The following is a 16,745-nucleotide window of genomic DNA, read 5'->3' as shown; positions in this document are numbered from 1 at the left end:
CGTCTGACAGGAACTACCTTTCGGGGCAGGTTGTCCCTGTCTTATGGGGGCCCGGGGGGCTTTCTAGACTGCGGTCTTTCCCATCCCGGCCTTGGCCCGATCAGATTCCCCATGAGCACTGTCCCAACACTTCCAGCGTCGGCTGCGGCCGATCCTGTGGCCCCCGGCATTCGCGCCATCGAATCCGAGATGGTGGCGCTGCGCCATCACCTGCACGCCCATCCCGAGCTGGCTTTCGAGGAGCTGGCGACCAGCGACCTGGTGGCCCAGCGTCTGAGCGAGTGGGGTTATGAGGTGCACCGTGGCCTGGGCGGCACCGGGGTGGTGGGCACCTTGTGCAAGGGCGCCGGCGGACGCCGGCTGGGCTTGCGGGCCGACATGGACGCCTTGCCAATCACCGAGAACACGGGCCTGCCCTACGCCAGCCGACACGCCGGCAAGATGCACGCCTGCGGCCATGATGGCCATACCGCCACACTGCTGGCCGCAGCCCGCCATCTGGCCACACAGGGGGTGTTTGAGGGCACGCTGAACCTGATCTTCCAACCGGCCGAAGAGGGCCTGGGGGGCGGCCGCCGGATGATCGAAGACGGATTGTTCAAGCGGTTCCCCTGCGATGCAATCTTTGCGCTGCACAACATGCCGGGTTTTCCGGTGGGCCAGTTCGGCTTCAAGGCGGGGTCGTTCATGGCCTCGTCTGACACGGTACTGATCACCGTGAAAGGGCAGGGTGGTCATGGTTCGGCACCGCACCAGTCGCGTGACCCGGTGGTGGCCGCTGCCACCTTGATCCTGGCGCTGCAGACCGTGGTGGCGCGCAACGTGGACCCGCGTGACATGGCCGTGGTCAGCGTGGGCGCCATCCATGCCGGCGATGCCCCGAATGTGATCCCCGAATCGGTGGCGCTCAAGCTGTCGGTGCGGGCCTACCGGCCCGAGGTGCGGGCACAGTTGCGCGAGCGCATCACCGAACTGGCTCAGGCCCAGGCCGTGGCCCTGGGCTGTGTCGCCGAAGTGGACTACCACTGGCGCTACCCGGCTTTGGTGAACGATCCGGCCAGCACTGAATTTGCACGCCAGGTGGCGCTGGATTGGCTGGGCCCGCAGGGCGTGATGGAGAACGTGCAGCCGCTCACGGGCAGCGAAGACTTTTCGTTCATGCTGGAGCAATGTCCCGGCAGCTATTTCATCGTGGGCAACGGCGTGGGGGATCAGCACGGCAGCGGGGGCTGCATGGTGCACAACCCGGGCTACGACTTCAACGACGCCATCCTGCCGCTGGCCGCGACCTACTGGGTGCGCCTGGCCGAACGCTTTTTGTCCAAGGCAGCCTGAGTCTGCGCCGCATCGGAACCCTCACCATGAGCATGAATTCGCCGTTCTCCCTGAATCGCCGCACACTGGGCGGCCTGCTGGCAGGCAGCCTGCTGTCCCCCGGACTGTCGGCGCTGGCCCAGCCGGCCTACCCAGACAAACCCATCAAGATCGTGATCGGCTACCCGCCCGGGGGCTCGGTCGACTATGTGGGGCGTCTGGTGGGCGATGCCTTGGGCCAGCGCCTGAAAACCCCGGTCGTGATCGACAACCAGGGCGGCGCGGCCGGTGCCATCGCGGCCCAGCGCGTGGTCAGCAGCCCGGCTGACGGGTACACCTTGCTGGTGGGCTCAAGCAATGAGTTGGTGGCCACCCGCCTGGTCAACCCGGCCCAGCGCTACGACGCCCAGAAGGACATGACGCCGCTGGGTCTGATCGCCACGGCGCCGGTGTTGCTGGTGGCGGGGCCCCGTGCAGCGGTCAAGACCTTGCCTGAACTGATCGAGCTGGCGCGGCGCAAACCCGGGCAGCTCAGCTATGGCAGCTCGGGTGTGGGCTCGACCTTGCATTTTGCTGGCGAGTTGCTCAAGCAGCGTGCGGGCATTTTCATGACCCACATCCCCTACCGGGGCGTGGCTTCATTGACCAGCGATCTGGCGGGCGGCAACCTGGACCTGGCCATGCTGTCGGTGCCAGCGGCGCTGCCGTTCTTGCAGAGTGGGCGCATCACGGCGCTGGGCTGCACCGGCGCTCAGCGTCTGTCGGCCTTGCCCAAAGTACCCACGATCGGTGAGGTGCCGGGCTTGAAGGGCTACGAGCTCAGCGGCTGGTTTGCCCTGATGGGCCCGGCCCACCTGCCACCCACCATCACCCAACGCCTGAGTCAGGCGCTGCAGGAGGTGCTGCAAGACCCGGGCGTGCGCCGCAAGCTGGAGGAAGGTGGCAATGTGCTGGGCAACGGGCACGAAGACCTGTCGGTGCTGATGGCCCGCGAAAGCCGGCAGTACGCTGGTTTGGTGGAATACGCCCACATGCGTGACTGAGCGAGCTGTGGCCGCTGGTGCCCCAGCAACCTGGGCTTTGGGCATGGGGGGCGATCAATCGGCGCTGATGTGGCGCTCGGCCGCAATCTTTTTGTAGACCGCGTTTTCGAGTGCGATCTCCTGGGCGAACTCCTCAGGGCGATTGCCGATGACCTGCGAACCGGTGTCCTCGATCTGTCGGCGCACCTCAGGCGCCGACAGCGCCTTTTGCACGGCGGCGTGTACCCGTTTGACGATCTCGGGTGGCAGGCCCTTGGGGCCGACCAGGCCATAGAAGGCCGTGCGGTTCACCTCCTCCAGCTTGAGTTCGGCAAAAGTGGGCACCTGGGGCAACTGGGCCAGGCGCCTGGGGGCGGCCACCGCCAGCGCGGTCAGGCGGCCGCTTTTGATGAAAGGCAGCGCCGAAGGCAGGTTGTCGAACACGATGGGGATCTGCCCTGCAATCGCATCATTCAGGGCCGGTCCCGATCCGCGGTAGGGCACGTGGGTCAGCGTCAGGCCGGTCTTGCTGGCCATCAGTTCCATCAACAGGTGGCCGATCGAGCCGGTGCCCGCGGTGCCGTAGCTGTAGCGGTTGGGGTTCTTGCGGACTTCGTCCACAAAGCTGGCAAAGCTTTGCGCCTTGAAGCTGGGGCTGACCACCAGCACGTTGGGGGTGGCCGCGATGTTGCTGATGGGCGTGAAATCGGTCAGTGGGTTGTAGGGCAGGCGCGGATTGATGGCTGGGTTGGTGGCGGTGGTGGACACCGTGCCCACCCCCAGGGTGTAGCCGTCGGGCAGTGCACGGGCGGCTTCATGGGCACCAATCGAGCCGCCACCGCCGCCCTTGTTGTCAATCACCAGGGGCTGGCCCAGTGCTTCGCCGGTGCGCTGGGAAATGGCCCGCGCCACCAGGTCGGTGGTGCCACCGGGCGCAAAGGGCACGATCAGGCGCACAGGCTTGCTGGGGTAGGGCTCCGCAGCCATGGCAGGCGCGGCCAGCAGCAGGGCGGCCAGAAGACCGGTGCGCCGGGTCAGGGTTCTTGAAGTCGCGCAATCGAGGGGGTTAACGAGGGGCATGGTGCAGTCTCCGTGTTGATTGAATGGGGCAGTCGTTGGCGTGTTCAGCGCTTGCGGATCAGGGTGTCCGGGCCGAGTTCGCTCAGCTGGTTCAACCCCAGCATGGCCAGATTGCGATCCACCTCATCGCGCAGCAGGCCGATCGCGTGGCGCACGCCTGCCTCGCCTGCCACGGCGGCGGCATAGTTGAAGGGCCGGCCCACCAGCACCATGCGTGCACCCAGCGCCAAGGCCTTGAGCACATCCGAGCCGCGGCGAAAGCCGCCGTCGATCAGCACCGGGTAGTTGGGGCCCAGGGCCTGGACCACATCCCCGAGCACCCGCATCGGTGAGGTCGCGCCGTCCAACTGGCGCCCGCCGTGGTTGGACAGGATCACACCGTCGGCACCCGCCTGCTGTGCCGCCAGGGCATCGGCCACGCTGAGCACCCCCTTGACCACCAGGCGGCCCCGCCAACGTTGACGAATGCGCTGCAGGTGTTGCCAGTTCAGGTGATCGCGGGCCGAGAAATCTCGCAGCACCGTGGAGGACACGATGGGGGCACCCCGGGTGGCAAACGAGTTCTCGAAATGGGGCATGCCATGGCGCAGCAGCGTGCGGGCGAAGGTGCCGATCACCCAGCCCGGACGCAGCACGCCATCGATGGCCAGGCGCAGGCTGGGGCGCAACGGGGTCGAAAAGCCGGTGCGGATGTTGTTTTCGCGGTTGGCCGAGATGGGGATGTCGACCGTGATCACCAGGGTGTCAAAGCCGGCACGCTCGACCCGGTCGATCAGCGCATCGATCCGGTCCTGATCTCCCGGCAGGTAGGCCTGGAACCAGGTGCCAGGGCAGGTCTGGGCCACGGTTTCCATCGGGATCAACGAGGTACCGCTCATGATCGATGCAATGCCTTCGACTTGTGCCGCCTGGGCCAGCACCACGTCGCCACGGTAGGTGGACAGGGCGTTGATGCCCATGGGGGCGATGGCAAACGGGGAGCGGTAGCGTCGACCCCACAGTTCAACGCCCTGGCTGCGCTGCGACACGTCGCGCAGCACCCGGGTGACGAAGGCGTACTCATCGAACACGGTACGGTTGTCCTGCAGAGAGCGGTTGTCCTCGGCAGCGCCAGCGATGTAGCCAAAGATCGGTCGAGGCAGGCGCCTGCGAGCGGCGGCCTCGAAATCCTGCAGGGACAGCATGCGGCGCAACACCCTGGAAGCCGGGGTCGATGAGGCCGTGCTGGCCGCTTGGGCTGGGTTGGGGTGGGTGGGCGTGGCGTGCATGAGGGCTTCTGTGCAAAGGAATGAGCTGCACTGTAGAAGCCGATGTAGGCGAAAGAAAGCGATATATTCAGAAGAAATATGTTCTCTAAATGGAAAATAGATGGCCACACCCTCGGTCAAGCAACTGGAGGCTTTCTGGTGGGCCGCCACCTGCAGCAACTTCAGCACCGCCGCCGAGCGCCTTCACCTGTCGGTGTCGTCTCTGTCCAAACGGATCAGCGAGCTGGAGGGTGCGCTGGGTCAGGCGCTGTTTGACCGAACGGGTCACAAAGCGGTGCTGACCGAGTCGGGGCGGCGCCTGTTGCCGGCGGCGTTGAGGGTGCTCAACGCCGTGGCTGACCTGGGACGCAGCTTGGCAGAGACCGGGGCCTTGTCAGGTCACTGCCGTTTTGGGGTGGGTGATCTGTCGGCATTGACCTGGTTGCCCGCCCTGGTGGCTGGGACAAGGCGTTTGCACCCAGGCCTCACCCTGGAGGCCTGTGTGGATGTGGGCGGGGTGCTGGAACGGCGCCTGGCCGAGGGCGAGTTGGATTTTGCGGTGATCGCCGGTCGCTCGTCGCGCAGCGCCCTGGTGTCGCAATCGGTGGGCGCAGCGCGCTTTGCCTGGGCGGCGTCGCCTCATCTGGCCGTTTCGTCTGCGGCCTCGGTGGCAGGCCTGCTTGTGCGCTGCCCATTGATCACGTTGCCACCCCAGGCCGGCACCACGCGCTTGCTGGACGACTGGTTGCTGGCCCAAGGCCTGGCCGAGCCGCGGGAGCGCATCCAGTGCAACAGCTGGGCCGCTGTGGCGGGCATGTTGCGCGAGGGGGTGGGAGTGGGTTTTCTGCCCGAGGGCTGGATTGACGGGCTGGGCTTGTGCCGCCTTGAGGTTGAGCCCGAATTGGGGACGCTGCAGTATGCGTTTCAGTGGCGCCGGGGCGATGCGCGAAGCCTGGTGCCGGTCATGCAGGGGATGGTCAGCTCGGTGCTGGACTTTTCGCTGTTGCCTTGCCTCGCGGGCGCGGCCCCCTTGGCCGGCTGAGCCGGTTCGGTCAGCGCAGGGCCAGGTTCAGTTGGTCGACCAGTTCAGCCCAGTCGGCATCCTGCAAGCGCTGCTCACGCAGGAAGGTGGCCTGGGAGGGGGTCCAGAACGGGGCGTCGGCCAGTTCCAGGTCGTCGGCCAGCGGGGCATGGTGACCGATGAAGGTCGCGATGGAATGGGGGTCGGAAGCCAAGCCGAGTTGAGCAAACAGGTCGGTGAAGCGGTGAAACAGTTCGTTGTGGATGGGGCTGTTCATGGTGCGGATCCTGGGGAGCCTTCAGGGGCCATGGCCCGGGTGTCGGGCGGGCTGGCGTTGCTGGATGGGGTGGGGCCTGATGCGCTGCGGCGCGATGCGTTGTCTTGGCGCCGGATCATCTCACGGATGAAGGCGTTGAAATTGTCGGCGGTTTGCCGTTTCAGGGCCGAGTTGCCGAGAAACGAAGGCAGGGGCCGGGTCGGCTCGAAAGCGACGTGGTAGCGCAGTTGCACCCCCCCTTCGCGGGGCCTCAGTTCGGTGCTGCTGTCGAGCCGTTTCACATCGCCGGACACACCGTGGGTGGTGATCAGGCGTTGGGGCGTGAGGCTGACATCACGCACGTTTTCGTAATCAAAGTGAAGGATGCCGGCGCGCGTGCTGCCGCGCTGATGCACGCGCAAGGTGTTGCCCTGGCGGTTGGCCACTTCGCTGAGCTCCAGCCCCGGCAGGAACTGGCTCATGTGCTCGTAATCGGTCAGCACCGCCCAGGCTTGGGCGGCGGGAACGGGGGCCTGGGTGTCCAGGCTGATTTCGATCTGTTCGTTCCCAAACACCACGGTGACATCGTCGGGTTTGATGTCCTTGAACTCGGTCTGGGCCGTTGCGCCACCGCTGGCCAGCAGACCGGCGACCAGCCAGGCCGTGGGCAGCCAGCCGGAAACGCTCTGGCACTGGGGCCGGGGGCCAGAAAAAGGGTGAAGCATGGTGTTTTGACGGCGGTGTTCTGGGCTCCAAGTGCTGCGGTGGCGGCGCCTCGGAAAGCATGTATCCACAAAATTGTAGGCCGTATTGCTTTGGTGCGCGGATTGAAAAGGCGCGTGCAGGAGGCTGGAATTTGCGACAAGTCTGACCGCTCAGCCAAGTCTGCCGACCGGCTCGGTGTATAACCTTCCCCCTTCAGGGCTTGTGTGCAGTCCGCAAAAAGCACAGGCTTGACCCCCAATGGGCACCGCGGTGTGCCCGACAACACAAGGAATTTCAGACATGGGCGCGCAGTGGAAAGCAAAAGGCAAGGCACAGGTTGCAGATGCCAAAGGCAAGCTGTTCGGCAAGCTGGCCAAGGAAATCATGGTGGCCGCTCGCGGCGGTGCTGATCCGGCCGCCAATTCGCGCCTGCGCCTGGTGGTGGAGCAGGCACGCAAGGTGTCCATGCCCAAGGACACGCTGGAGCGGGCCATCAAGAAGGGCGCTGGTCTGACGGGTGAAAACGTCAGCTTCGAGCATGTGATGTACGAGGGTTACGGTCCGCAGCGCGTTCCGGTGATGGTGGAGTGCCTGACCGACAACGTGAACCGTACCGCGCCGGAAATGCGCGTGTTGTTCCGAAAAGGGCAATTGGGCACCTCGGGCTCGGTGTCCTGGGATTTCAACCACCTGGGCCTGATCGAGGCCGAACCCGCTGCGGCGGGTGCAGATGCTGAACTGGCTGCCATTGAAGCCGGCGCCCAGGATTTCGAGCCGGCTGACGAGGATGGCGTGACCGTGTTCATGACCGATCCAACCGATCTGGACCTGGTGAGCCGTGCCCTGCCTGCACATGGTTTCACGGTGCTGAGCGCCAAGCTGGGTTACAAGCCCAAAAACCCGGTGAAGGCCTCGGACCTGAGCGCAGAGCAACTGGAGGAGGTGGAATCCTTCCTGTCCGCCATTGATGCCAACGATGACGTGCAAAACGTCTACGTGGGCTTGGTGGACTGATCGCCCCCGCCAGCCAGGGCCTGCCGAGGCCCGGCTCTGCACTTTGACGCCAGATCGGGCGTGTCCGTATCAGGCCGCCGAGGCAGTTTTCAGTGCATACCAGTTGACGCCATCGCGCAAGGTGCGGGTGGCTTCTCCACGGCCGATCAGGTAGTTGAGGCAGGCCAGGGTTTCACCGGTGGCCATGCCCAGCAGGCCGCTGTCGGTTTCGGCGATGGGGCGCGAGAACAGTGCACCAAACACGTCCACCACCCGGCGCGGCTCGCTGCCCAAGGCTTCACGCAGGCGGTTGAACGCTTTGTGCTGGCCTTCGGCAAGGCGGTCCAGGCGCAAGTGCAGGCCCCGAAAGGGCTCGTTGTGCGAGGGCAGCACCAGCACATCATCGGGCACTTCGCGGCGCAGTTTCTCGATCGAGGCCATCCATTCGCTCATGGGGTCGGCGTCGGGTTCGGTCGGGTGGACCGAGACGTTGGAGGAAATGCGCGGCAGCACCTGGTCGCCTGAAATCAACACCTTCAGGTCGGCGCAATACAGGCAGGCGTGTTCAGGTGAGTGGCCCGTGCCGACGATGATGCGCCAGTCGTGCTGACCGATGCGCAGCGTCTCGCCGTCGCGCAGGCGCCTGAAGCTTTCGGGCAGCGCGTGGATGTGCTTGCCGAAGTTGCCAAAGCGCAGGCGGTAGCGTTCGATGGCGGCCTCGCCCCAGCCAGCCTGGCGGAAGAACTCGATGGCCTCGGGCGGGGCCTCTCGCCCGGTGTCGGACACCATCACGCGGCAGCTCATGTATTCGAGCCGGGTCATCCAGAGGCGGGCGTTGAACTTGCGTGTCAGCCAGCCGGCCATGCCCACGTGGTCGGGGTGCATGTGGGTGACAAAGATGCGGGTGATGCCGCGCTGGTCTGGTGCATGGGCAAAGAGCTCGCGCCAGACCTGGGCGTTTTCGTCGGTGCGGGTGCCGGTGTCGACAATCGCCCATCCGGCGTCGTCGTCGAGCGCCCAAAGGTTGATGTGATCCAGTGCATAGGGCAGTGGCATGCGGATCCAGTGCACGCCGGGGGCAAGCTCCAGCGTGGTGCCGCGCGGCGGTACCGTCTCAAAGGGGTAATCGAGAGGGTCTTTGGGTTTGGGGGCGTGTTGTTCTTGCAAGCGGTCCTCGCGTCTTGAATGCGGTGGGGATCGGCATCAGGTGGCCTTTCCATCCCGCCAAGTATGTCGCGGCTCGAAGGTGCTTGCAGATCGGCGGAGGCTCGCCCCTGTCACCACCGTGCCAAATGGGAGGTATCTGCTGCCGTTAGGGTCAGTGGGTGGGGCTCTGGAGCAGGTCCCTCACGCCTCGGCAGGCGGGAAAAGCGGTGCAGCCCCAGAAGGATTGTTCGTCTGACGTGTCCAGGCGTGCTGCCTGGCGTTGCATGGCCTTGCCACAGCGCGGGCAGGAGGGGATCACGGCTTCACGGGCTTGCGCCAGAGCCAGCAGCGCGGCGGCATCCAGCGGGGGTTGAACCTCTCCGTGGCGCACGGCAAGCAGGCCCGATTTCGAGCGGACCGGCGCGGCCTGCTGGGTGCTGTTCGATTGGGTGACCGGGTTTGAGCGCACATGGGCAATCCAATGGCGCAGGGCCTGTCCATCCAGAAGCCTGACCGGGCGGCCCGCTGCGAATTGACGGGCCGCACGGGTGAAGTTGCCTGAGGTCACCAGAAAAGCCGAATCGGCCCCCACCGCGTGCATGATGCCGGTCAACTCTCGGACCACTTCAACCCCCACACGGTACGACTTCCACGGTTTGCACTGGACCAGGGATTTCTGGCCGTCTTTCCAGAGCACCAGATCCATGCCATCGTCCGGCGCGTGGCCGTTCATGTCATCGACCTCGTAGCCCTGAAGGCGAAATGCCTCGGCCACCAGTTGTTCGAAGTCCCGCCGATTGAGTTGGTTCAACACGTCGGCCGCCGGGTTGACGGCGGCCTGTTGCAAAAGACGTTGGCGTTGGTTTCGGCGCCAGAACGAAGCGGCGGCCATGATCAGGAACACGGCAGGCACGGCATAACGGCCGTAAAGCACCATGTCTGTCAAGACCTCATGGGAGGTCGAGTGAGGCAGGGGTTGATGGGCGTTCTGGCTCAGCGTCTGGAGCAAGGCAAACAACAGAACGGCCACGACGCAATCCAGCCACCACGGCAGGGTGGCGCTCCAGTCCAGCAGGCGATCACTGAGAGCGAACTCTCGCGCGCGAATCATTTCGATGACACTCCCATTTCCGGTTGTTTGCCTTTGCAGGCAGGGCACACCGGCTACTTTTAGATATTGATACAAGCATACCAAGATGTATCCGATGGTCTATATCTGAGTTTGGAGGAGGGGCAGAGAAAATGAGGGCTGATGTGTTCAATTTGGCGGATTGAGACCCGCTGTATGGCGTTGATGCGCTGACCGGGGGCCAAAATGAGGCGATCAATGGGTTTCGAGCGCTGAGTCGAGGGGCGAGTTGCTTTTGGATCGCTGGCTTGTAGGCCTGTTCAACTAGGAGATGTGATGTCTGAATGTTTCAAATTTGCCAAGGGGGCCTGTGTGGTGTTGGGGGTGGCCTTGCTGAGCGCCTGTGGCAACAAGGTCAGCCTTGAGAACTACAACCGCATCAAGGTCGGGCAGACCTACGACGAGGTTCGGCAAATTGTGGGTGACCCGGCCCATTGTGATGAGACCTTGGGGATTCGATCCTGCCAATGGGGTGACTCAACCCGCAGCATCCGGGTGAACTTTGCGGTCGACAAAGTGGTGTTGATGTCTGCAGAGAACCTGAAATAGGCGCATCGGCAGAGGCCCTGTGAAAGGGCGAGGCAGACGCGAGCATGGGGTTCGGTTTGCTGGGCTGTCCGGGTGCCTTGCGCCACGGGCAGTGCAAGGCATGGGGTTGGCTTTGGTGCCTTAAATGTAATGTGCATGGGTTTTACAGCAGGTACAAAAATCAAGCGCCCAAACCATGGCATCCCGTGGCATGCCTCCGTGATTCATGCGCTTCCCAATGCAAAACCAGGTGGTTTTATCCCTGCCACTTCAAGGCGGTGGGTGCTAACCTGTCATACCAAGGCAGATCAAGCGAAAATCTACAAATGGTCAACCTAAAACCGCCGGGAGCAAACAATCCAGAGATGACAGGCCCCCGTTCTTGGTTTGGGTCCTTCTGGATGCAGCTGTCCCTGATTTTTGGCGCGCTCTACTTTGTGGTTGTGGGCCTCGGTGAGTTCTACATGGGCCAGTACCTGACAGAACGCATCACCAAGGACCAGGGTGAAGCCCTTCATCAACGATCACAGGCCGTCGCCAACGCCCTGGCAGAAAGCCTACACGAGCGTGACCGAGAGATTGCGATGCTTTCGCGCCTGCCCAATTTCCAGACCGGTCCCTTGAGTGCAGATTGGATTGAGCCTTACCTGAACGAAATCCGACGCTCGTTTCCGAACTATTCGTGGATCGGCGTGGCGGATGCTCAAGGACAGGTACAAGCAGCGACAGCGGGACTTGTGCGCGGAGCCGATGTGCGCCAACGTCCCTGGTTCAGCGGCGGTCAGCAGGGACGTTACGTAGGCGATGCCCATCAAGCCGTCATGCTGGAGCGCCTGCTTCCGCCGCAGGACAGTTCCGAACCTCTGCGTTTTCTTGATTTTGCTGCGCCGCTGCGGGCCAGTGATGGCCAGGTGCGCGGTGTGATAGCCGCCCACGTGACACTGAGCTGGATCAACGAGGTGATCCGCTCCGCCCAAGGTGGGGCCGCTCAATTGAATGGCAGCGAGGTGTTCATTCTGGATGGCCGCGGCGAAATCTTGCATCCCTACAGTGCCATTGGCGCACCATTGGCACCATTTTCGTTGCTGGTGGACGAACAACCGTATGCGGTCACCCAGTGGGGCGGTACCGACCAAAACTACCTGACCAGCGCGCTGCGCGTGCGCAGCCGCACCGAAACCGACCTTGGCTGGCGGGTGGTCTTGCGCCAACCCCTGGCCATTGCGCTCGCCCCGGTCGAAGAGGCGCGCCAACGGATGCTGTTGGGGGCTGCTGCATTGCTGTTGTTGGTGATGGGGCTTGTTTACGTGCTGGCCCGCCGTTTCAGCCACCCGATCGAGGTGCTGGCAGAGGCGGCTCAACGGATCGAGGCGGGTGACGAAGACGTCAACCTGGAAATGAATACGCCTAGCGCCGAGCTGCAACGCCTGAGCTTGTCCTTGCGCAGCATGACCCGCACCTTGATTGAGCGTCGCCGTCAATTGCAGCAAGCCAATGCCACGCTGGAGCAGAAGATTGCAGAGCGTACCGAGCAGCTGTACCTGAGTGAACAGCACTACCGGTCCATCCTGGAAGACCAGACGGAACTCATCTGCCGCTACAGCCATGACCATCGCCTGACTTATGTGAATCAGGCTTTTTGCAGGCTGTTTGGTGTCGACGCGGACGCGGTGCTGAACACTGCATGGGCTCCGATGGTGCTCCCTGAAGATCTGCCGCTGGTGACCGCTGAACTGAGCAAGCTGAAACCTGATTATCCGGTGGTCACGGTCGAGAACCGCATCCTGGATGGGCAGGGGACGATCCGTTGGGCGCAGTTCAACAACCGGGCCACCTTTGACAGCCAGGGACAGTTGATTGAGGTGTTGACGGTCGGGCGCGACGTCACGCCACAGAAATTGCTGGAGCAGGAGTTGAGCGCCACGGCCGAGCGCCTGCAGGATTTATATGACCATGCGCCATGTGGCTATTGCTCCTTGGATGAACACGGCCGGTTCATTGCACTCAATCAGGTGACCTTGTCCTGGCTGGCCTGCACGGCTGAGGAGGTGCTGCATCGCCTGGGGCCGACGGACTTCTTCAATGAAGAGGACCGAAGCAAATTCAATCATCACTATGAGCGCTTCAAGCATGAAGAGCAAAGTCGCGCCATCGAGTGTGACCTGATCAGCGCAACCGGGGTGAGACGCCGGGTCAGCGTTTCGTCCACCGCCCTGCGGGACGACCAGGGACGGTTTTTGATGAGCCGCTCAGTGATGCACGACATCACCGAACTCTATGGTGTCCGCACCCAGATGCGTGCATTGGTCCATGAACAGAAGGCCATGCTCGACAACGACTTGGTGGGCCTGGCCAAATTCAAGGACCGTCGACTGATCTGGAAAAACAAGGCCTTGGAACGCATCTTTGGCTATGGCCCGGACGAGTTGCTGGAACAGCCTGCCCGTTGCCTGTACCTGGACGATGCCTCTTACGAGGAGATAGGGCGCGAGGCCTACCCGCTGATCCGCAGCGGCGCCCATTTCCGCAAACAGGTCCAGTTGGCTCGCAAGAATGGGGACCCCATCTGGATCGACATGAACAGCCTTCAGCTTTCCGAGGCTGACGGGGTGTCCCTGTGGCTGATGCAGGACATCTCGGAAATGAAGCAATACCAGCAGCAGGTCGAACACATCGCCTTTCACGACCCGCTGACCGGGTTGCCGAATCGCCTGCTTTTGTCTGATCGCATGCGGCAGGCCTTTGCGCTCGACGATCGAGTGGGTGGCATGGGGGTGGTCTGCTACCTTGATCTGGATGGCTTCAAGCCGGTGAATGACACCCATGGGCACGGCGCGGGTGATTTTCTGCTCAAGGAGGTGGCACGTCGGTTGCAGTCCGCCGTCAGGGCCAACGACACGGTGGCGCGCCTGGGGGGCGATGAGTTTGTGATGTTGATCACCCCCATCATGAACCTCACGGAATGCGAGCCGATTTTGCGGCGGGCACTGGCCAGTGTGCGTGAACCGATCGAGCTGCCCTCGGGTGAGGTGGTTCAGGTCAGCACCAGCATGGGCGTGGTGCTGTATCCCAAGCATGGCAGGCAGCCCTCGCAACTGCTGGCCCTGGCCGATGCGGCCATGTACGAGGCCAAGAATTCGGGCGGTCAAGGCCTTTACATCTGCCCTTGAGCAAGGGCGGCCATCATGGCTGACAGCGTATGCCGGTGCACAACAGTACGCGGACAGGTCAGGAAAAAGAACGCCTGATAAGGCGCAATGAAGTTACATTGAGCGCAGATACAAATCGATTTGTACAGGGGGTATGCATGCGCTGGAACGATTGGAAACTGGGTGCTCGACTGACCTTTGCCTTCGGGCTGCTGCTGATGATGGCCTTGTTGATCACGGTGCTTGGAATGACCCGGATCCAGGCACTGCGACAAGCCAATCAAGCCCTTTCCACCGTCGAAATGGAGCGTCAAGCCCTGGTGCAGGAATGGTTCAATGACCTGCAGATGAACTGGTTGCGCACAGAAGCCAGCTTCAAGGCAGACAACCCGGCGTACCTTGACAAGACCCGACGTGACATGGCGTCGGTCGTCAATGCGCAAAGCCAGCGCATTGAGCGGATCCGATCCTTGATGCTGCCTGGCCCCGAACAGGCGTCTTTCGCCCACGCGCTGCAGGCCCGAGAGGCCTACCGCGTGACCCGCGCAGAACTCCAGAAGCAACAAGACGGCGGCCAGAACGTAGCCGACCAGGTTGACCAGCGTCTGCAACCGCTTTTCAAGGCCTATGAGCAGCGGCTGACCCAGCTCAAACAGGCCGTCACCCAACGGGTCGAGGTAGAAACTCAAAACAGCCTGGCCTTGGCTGAGCGCAGCCTTTACTGGCTGGGCGGCAGTGCCTTGGCCGCCGTGCTTGTGGGCTTGTGGCTGGCCTGGCGCATCACCCGTTCGGTCACCCTGCCAGTCGGGCGAGCGGTGCAGGTGGCTCAGGCCATCGCCAAAGGCGATCTGGCCCAGGCCATTGAAAGCAGCGCCAAGGACGAATCGGGCCTTTTGCTGCGCTCGCTGGCTGACATGCAAGCCCATCTGGCCGGGATTGTGCGCGACGTACGCCACAACGCCGACGGCGTGGCCAACACCAGTGCCGAAATCGCCCAGGGCAACAACGACCTGTCCTCCAGAACCGAACAGCAGGCCTCTGCGCTGCAACAGACCGCGGCGTCGATGGAGCAACTGGGATCCACCGTGAAGCAAAACGCCGAGACGGCCCGCAACGCCAATGAGCGAGCCAGGACCGCCTCTCAAGTGGCCGAGCGGGGGGGCGTGGTGGTCCACGAGGTGGTGCAGACCATGAAGGGCATCAACGAAAGCTCACAAAAAATCAGTGACATCATCGCGGTCATCGACAGCATTGCCTTCCAGACCAACATCCTTGCACTCAATGCGGCGGTCGAGGCGGCCCGCGCCGGAGAGCAGGGCAGGGGCTTTGCCGTGGTGGCGGGCGAGGTGCGAAGCCTGGCCAGCCGCAGCGCCGAGGCGGCTCGCGAAATCAAGAGCCTGATCAGCGCCAGCGTCGAGCGGGTGGAGCAGGGCAGTGCCCTGGTGGATCGAGCGGGCCATACCATGGACGAAGTGGTCGCCGCCATTCGGGAACTGGCTCGGCTGATGGGTGAAATCAGTTCGGCCAGTACCGAGCAGAGTGCGGGCCTGGGCCAGGTCGGCGAGGCGGTGGCGCAGATGGACCACGCCACCCAACAGAACGCGGCGCTGGTTGAAGAGTCGGCCGCCGCCGCCATCAGCCTGCGCACCCAGGCCGAACGCCTGGTGCAATCGGTCGCGGTCTTCAAGCTGGCCCAAGGGCCTCAAGGCGGGTCCAGGCCCGCCGTTAGCGTGACCACGCCCAGGGCCACCCGTTCACCACTGCCCCCCAGCAAGCCCTACCAGGGCCCTGAGCGGCGCGCCACAACCCGCCCCGATCCGCGGCCGGATCCAGGCACTGCCGCCGCGGCCCCGACAGGGGACGCAGGCTGGGCCTCATTCTGAGACTGCGAGTGCTGTAGCCCGTGTAAAGTACCCCAAAATGGGGAACCGGCCTTTGCAAGGCTTGCGCCATTGCGGCAGGCCGTGACAGCTGGCCAGACGGCTCCCCGTGACGACCCCGACCCCGTTCAATTCACCCGTTATTCCCCATGGCGTCCCTGCACTTCGAACAGGAAGAACAGCTTTTCACCGCGTTCTATGCGGCCCAGTCCTCACGGCTCAGCACCATTTGCCTGGGGTTGCAAAAGCAGATTGGCGAGTTGTTGAGTCGAGGCAACGGCATCGCGGGTGTGAAGGTGGAAGGCCGGGTGAAAGACCAGGACGAGTGCCTGCGCAAATTCACCAGCAAATACCGCTATGCGCTGGAAGAAGCCAATCAGCCCTATTCAATACGCGATCACCTGACTGATCTGATCGGGCTGCGGGTGGTTTGCTTGTATGAAGATGAAATCTGGAAGGTGGCCGAGCTCATCAGGCCTTGCTTCAATGTCATCGAGATCACCGACAAGATCGCCAAGGTTGAAGGCACTGATGACTCCTTTGGCTACAAGGGGCTGCACCTTGACCTGGCCTATCGAGCCGAGGATGTCGGGCTGCAGGCTGGATTTGAGCTGCCTGTCGCGCAGTTCGAGCTGCAGGTGCGCACCATCATCCAGGACTCCTGGAGCGTGCTGGACCACCAGATCAAGTACAAGAAATCAATCCCCAGCCCGCTCAAACGCCGCATCAATGTGTTGGCGGCCTTGTTTGAATTGGCAGATCGGGAGTTTCGACAGATCCGCGATGAAACCGAGGCAGGATTGCAGTCGGCCCCCGATGAGTTTGCCTTGCAGGATGCCCCACCCGACGGTCGGATCGCCACGCGCGATGCTCATGCCTCCAGCGAACTCAATGCCTTCACCTTCTTGAAGATCGTGAACCATTTCTTCAAGGACTTTGTCTTCGAACCCGCCAAGGTTGATGGATTTGTTGACAGCATCAAATCCTGGTCGGTCGCCATCAGCCGCAGTGAATTCAATTCGATGGTGCGCCACCAGATCGGAACCGTGAAGCGCTACAAACAGTACTTTGAAGAGCGCAATGACGGCCTCAAATTCAACCCCTACACCGTGATCCGTCATTGCCTGTACCTGAGCGACAAAGAGACCTTCAAGCCGGCACTGCGGCGCAATGCCAAGGAAGCCTTTGATGTCTGGCTGTCGCAGAACCCGCCACAGAGCAAACCAGGTAGCGAGGCCTGAGCGCCCCCGGCGTTGAGCGCACCCTGCGGTTAAG

14 protein-coding genes are annotated in these 16,745 nt (G+C 63.0%); 8 read left to right on the top strand and 6 right to left on the bottom strand.

All coding sequences use genetic code 11. From position 1 onward, the window contains the following. Positions 1-111: 111 nt before the first annotated feature. Positions 112-1,335: a M20 aminoacylase family protein gene (locus tag AC3WUT_RS03770; protein ID WP_492345743.1), complete on the top strand. Its 1,224-nt coding sequence runs from the start codon at positions 112-114 to the stop codon at positions 1,333-1,335. Between the two features lie 26 nt (positions 1,336-1,361). Next, positions 1,362-2,357: a tripartite tricarboxylate transporter substrate-binding protein gene (locus tag AC3WUT_RS03765; RefSeq protein ID WP_492345742.1), complete on the top strand. Its 996-nt coding sequence runs from the start codon at positions 1,362-1,364 to the stop codon at positions 2,355-2,357. 54 nt (positions 2,358-2,411) lie between these two features. On the opposite strand, the gene AC3WUT_RS03760 is transcribed toward AC3WUT_RS03765, so the two are convergent. Next, complete coding sequence (locus AC3WUT_RS03760) at positions 2,412-3,416, bottom strand: tripartite tricarboxylate transporter substrate binding protein BugE (protein ID WP_492345741.1); 1,005 nt, start codon at positions 3,414-3,416, stop codon at positions 2,412-2,414. Between the two features lie 44 nt (positions 3,417-3,460). Next, positions 3,461-4,600, bottom strand: coding sequence for an alpha-hydroxy acid oxidase (locus AC3WUT_RS03755; RefSeq protein ID WP_492346157.1), 1,140 nt, complete (start codon positions 4,598-4,600; stop codon positions 3,461-3,463). Between the two features lie 184 nt (positions 4,601-4,784). Between AC3WUT_RS03755 and AC3WUT_RS03750 the strand changes: the two genes are divergently transcribed. Beyond that, positions 4,785-5,705, top strand: a complete 921-nt coding sequence (locus AC3WUT_RS03750; RefSeq protein ID WP_492345740.1) for a LysR family transcriptional regulator — start codon at positions 4,785-4,787, stop codon at positions 5,703-5,705. Between the two features lie 10 nt (positions 5,706-5,715). Here the strand turns inward: AC3WUT_RS03750 and AC3WUT_RS03745 are convergent, their stop codons facing one another. Beyond that, positions 5,716-5,961: a DUF2789 domain-containing protein gene (locus AC3WUT_RS03745; protein WP_492345739.1), complete on the bottom strand. Its 246-nt coding sequence runs from the start codon at positions 5,959-5,961 to the stop codon at positions 5,716-5,718. Then, the gene (locus AC3WUT_RS03740) at positions 5,958-6,665 is read right to left on the bottom strand and encodes an SRPBCC family protein (RefSeq protein WP_492345738.1); all 708 of its coding nucleotides are present in this window, start codon (positions 6,663-6,665) and stop codon (positions 5,958-5,960) included. Before AC3WUT_RS03740 ends, AC3WUT_RS03745 begins: the two co-directional genes overlap by 4 nt. Positions 6,666-6,945: 280 nt before the next feature. On the opposite strand from AC3WUT_RS03740, the gene AC3WUT_RS03735 reads away from it, so the two are divergent. Then, entirely contained in the window at positions 6,946-7,659 is a 714-nt protein-coding gene (locus tag AC3WUT_RS03735) for a YebC/PmpR family DNA-binding transcriptional regulator (protein ID WP_492345737.1), read from the top strand. A gap of 69 nt (positions 7,660-7,728) precedes the next feature. Here AC3WUT_RS03735 and AC3WUT_RS03730 read toward each other — a convergent pair whose 3' ends face one another. Both AC3WUT_RS03730 and AC3WUT_RS03725 read right to left on the bottom strand, forming a co-directional pair. Beyond that, on the bottom strand, positions 7,729-8,805 hold the full coding sequence (locus AC3WUT_RS03730) for an MBL fold metallo-hydrolase (RefSeq protein WP_492345736.1): 1,077 nt from the start codon (positions 8,803-8,805) through the stop codon (positions 7,729-7,731). A gap of 151 nt (positions 8,806-8,956) precedes the next feature. Then, positions 8,957-9,895, bottom strand: a complete 939-nt coding sequence (locus tag AC3WUT_RS03725) for a restriction endonuclease (protein WP_492345735.1) — start codon at positions 9,893-9,895, stop codon at positions 8,957-8,959. A gap of 294 nt (positions 9,896-10,189) precedes the next feature. On the opposite strand from AC3WUT_RS03725, the gene AC3WUT_RS03720 reads away from it, so the two are divergent. The 4 genes from AC3WUT_RS03720 (at position 10,190) to AC3WUT_RS03705 (ending at position 16,711) form a co-directional block, all read left to right on the top strand. Next, the gene (locus AC3WUT_RS03720; RefSeq protein ID WP_492345734.1) at positions 10,190-10,462 is read left to right on the top strand and encodes a hypothetical protein; all 273 of its coding nucleotides are present in this window, start codon (positions 10,190-10,192) and stop codon (positions 10,460-10,462) included. Positions 10,463-10,506: 44 nt separating this feature from the next. After that, positions 10,507-13,611, top strand: a complete 3,105-nt coding sequence (locus AC3WUT_RS03715; protein WP_492345733.1) for a diguanylate cyclase domain-containing protein — start codon at positions 10,507-10,509, stop codon at positions 13,609-13,611. A gap of 137 nt (positions 13,612-13,748) precedes the next feature. Continuing rightward, complete coding sequence (locus tag AC3WUT_RS03710; protein ID WP_492345732.1) at positions 13,749-15,473, top strand: methyl-accepting chemotaxis protein; 1,725 nt, start codon at positions 13,749-13,751, stop codon at positions 15,471-15,473. Positions 15,474-15,619: 146 nt separating this feature from the next. Then, positions 15,620-16,711: a GTP pyrophosphokinase gene (locus AC3WUT_RS03705; protein ID WP_492345731.1), complete on the top strand. Its 1,092-nt coding sequence runs from the start codon at positions 15,620-15,622 to the stop codon at positions 16,709-16,711. The last annotated feature ends 34 nt before the right edge of the window (positions 16,712-16,745 follow it).

The organism is Curvibacter sp. EU05-FHT14A10, from assembly GCF_058791075.1.
This window is presented reverse-complemented; position numbering and strand designations above follow the sequence as displayed.

What these genes read in the sequence shown, in the direction of transcription:
- AC3WUT_RS03770 (WP_492345743.1), top strand. Translation starts at nt 112, where the DNA reads ATGAGCACTGTCCCAACACTTCCAGCGTCGGCTGCGGCCGATCCTGTG.
- AC3WUT_RS03705 (WP_492345731.1), top strand. Translation starts at nt 15,620, where the DNA reads ATGGCGTCCCTGCACTTCGAACAGGAAGAACAGCTTTTCACCGCGTTC.
- AC3WUT_RS03760 (WP_492345741.1), bottom strand. Translation starts at nt 3,416, where the DNA reads ATGCCCCTCGTTAACCCCCTCGATTGCGCGACTTCAAGAACCCTGACC.
- AC3WUT_RS03725 (WP_492345735.1), bottom strand. Translation starts at nt 9,895, where the DNA reads ATGATTCGCGCGCGAGAGTTCGCTCTCAGTGATCGCCTGCTGGACTGG.
- AC3WUT_RS03740 (WP_492345738.1), bottom strand. Translation starts at nt 6,665, where the DNA reads ATGCTTCACCCTTTTTCTGGCCCCCGGCCCCAGTGCCAGAGCGTTTCC.
- AC3WUT_RS03750 (WP_492345740.1), top strand. Translation starts at nt 4,785, where the DNA reads ATGGCCACACCCTCGGTCAAGCAACTGGAGGCTTTCTGGTGGGCCGCC.
- AC3WUT_RS03735 (WP_492345737.1), top strand. Translation starts at nt 6,946, where the DNA reads ATGGGCGCGCAGTGGAAAGCAAAAGGCAAGGCACAGGTTGCAGATGCC.
- AC3WUT_RS03745 (WP_492345739.1), bottom strand. Translation starts at nt 5,961, where the DNA reads ATGAACAGCCCCATCCACAACGAACTGTTTCACCGCTTCACCGACCTG.
- AC3WUT_RS03720 (WP_492345734.1), top strand. Translation starts at nt 10,190, where the DNA reads ATGTCTGAATGTTTCAAATTTGCCAAGGGGGCCTGTGTGGTGTTGGGG.
- AC3WUT_RS03755 (WP_492346157.1), bottom strand. Translation starts at nt 4,600, where the DNA reads ATGCTGTCCCTGCAGGATTTCGAGGCCGCCGCTCGCAGGCGCCTGCCT.
- AC3WUT_RS03715 (WP_492345733.1), top strand. Translation starts at nt 10,507, where the DNA reads ATGGGGTTCGGTTTGCTGGGCTGTCCGGGTGCCTTGCGCCACGGGCAG.
- AC3WUT_RS03765 (WP_492345742.1), top strand. Translation starts at nt 1,362, where the DNA reads ATGAGCATGAATTCGCCGTTCTCCCTGAATCGCCGCACACTGGGCGGC.
- AC3WUT_RS03710 (WP_492345732.1), top strand. Translation starts at nt 13,749, where the DNA reads ATGCGCTGGAACGATTGGAAACTGGGTGCTCGACTGACCTTTGCCTTC.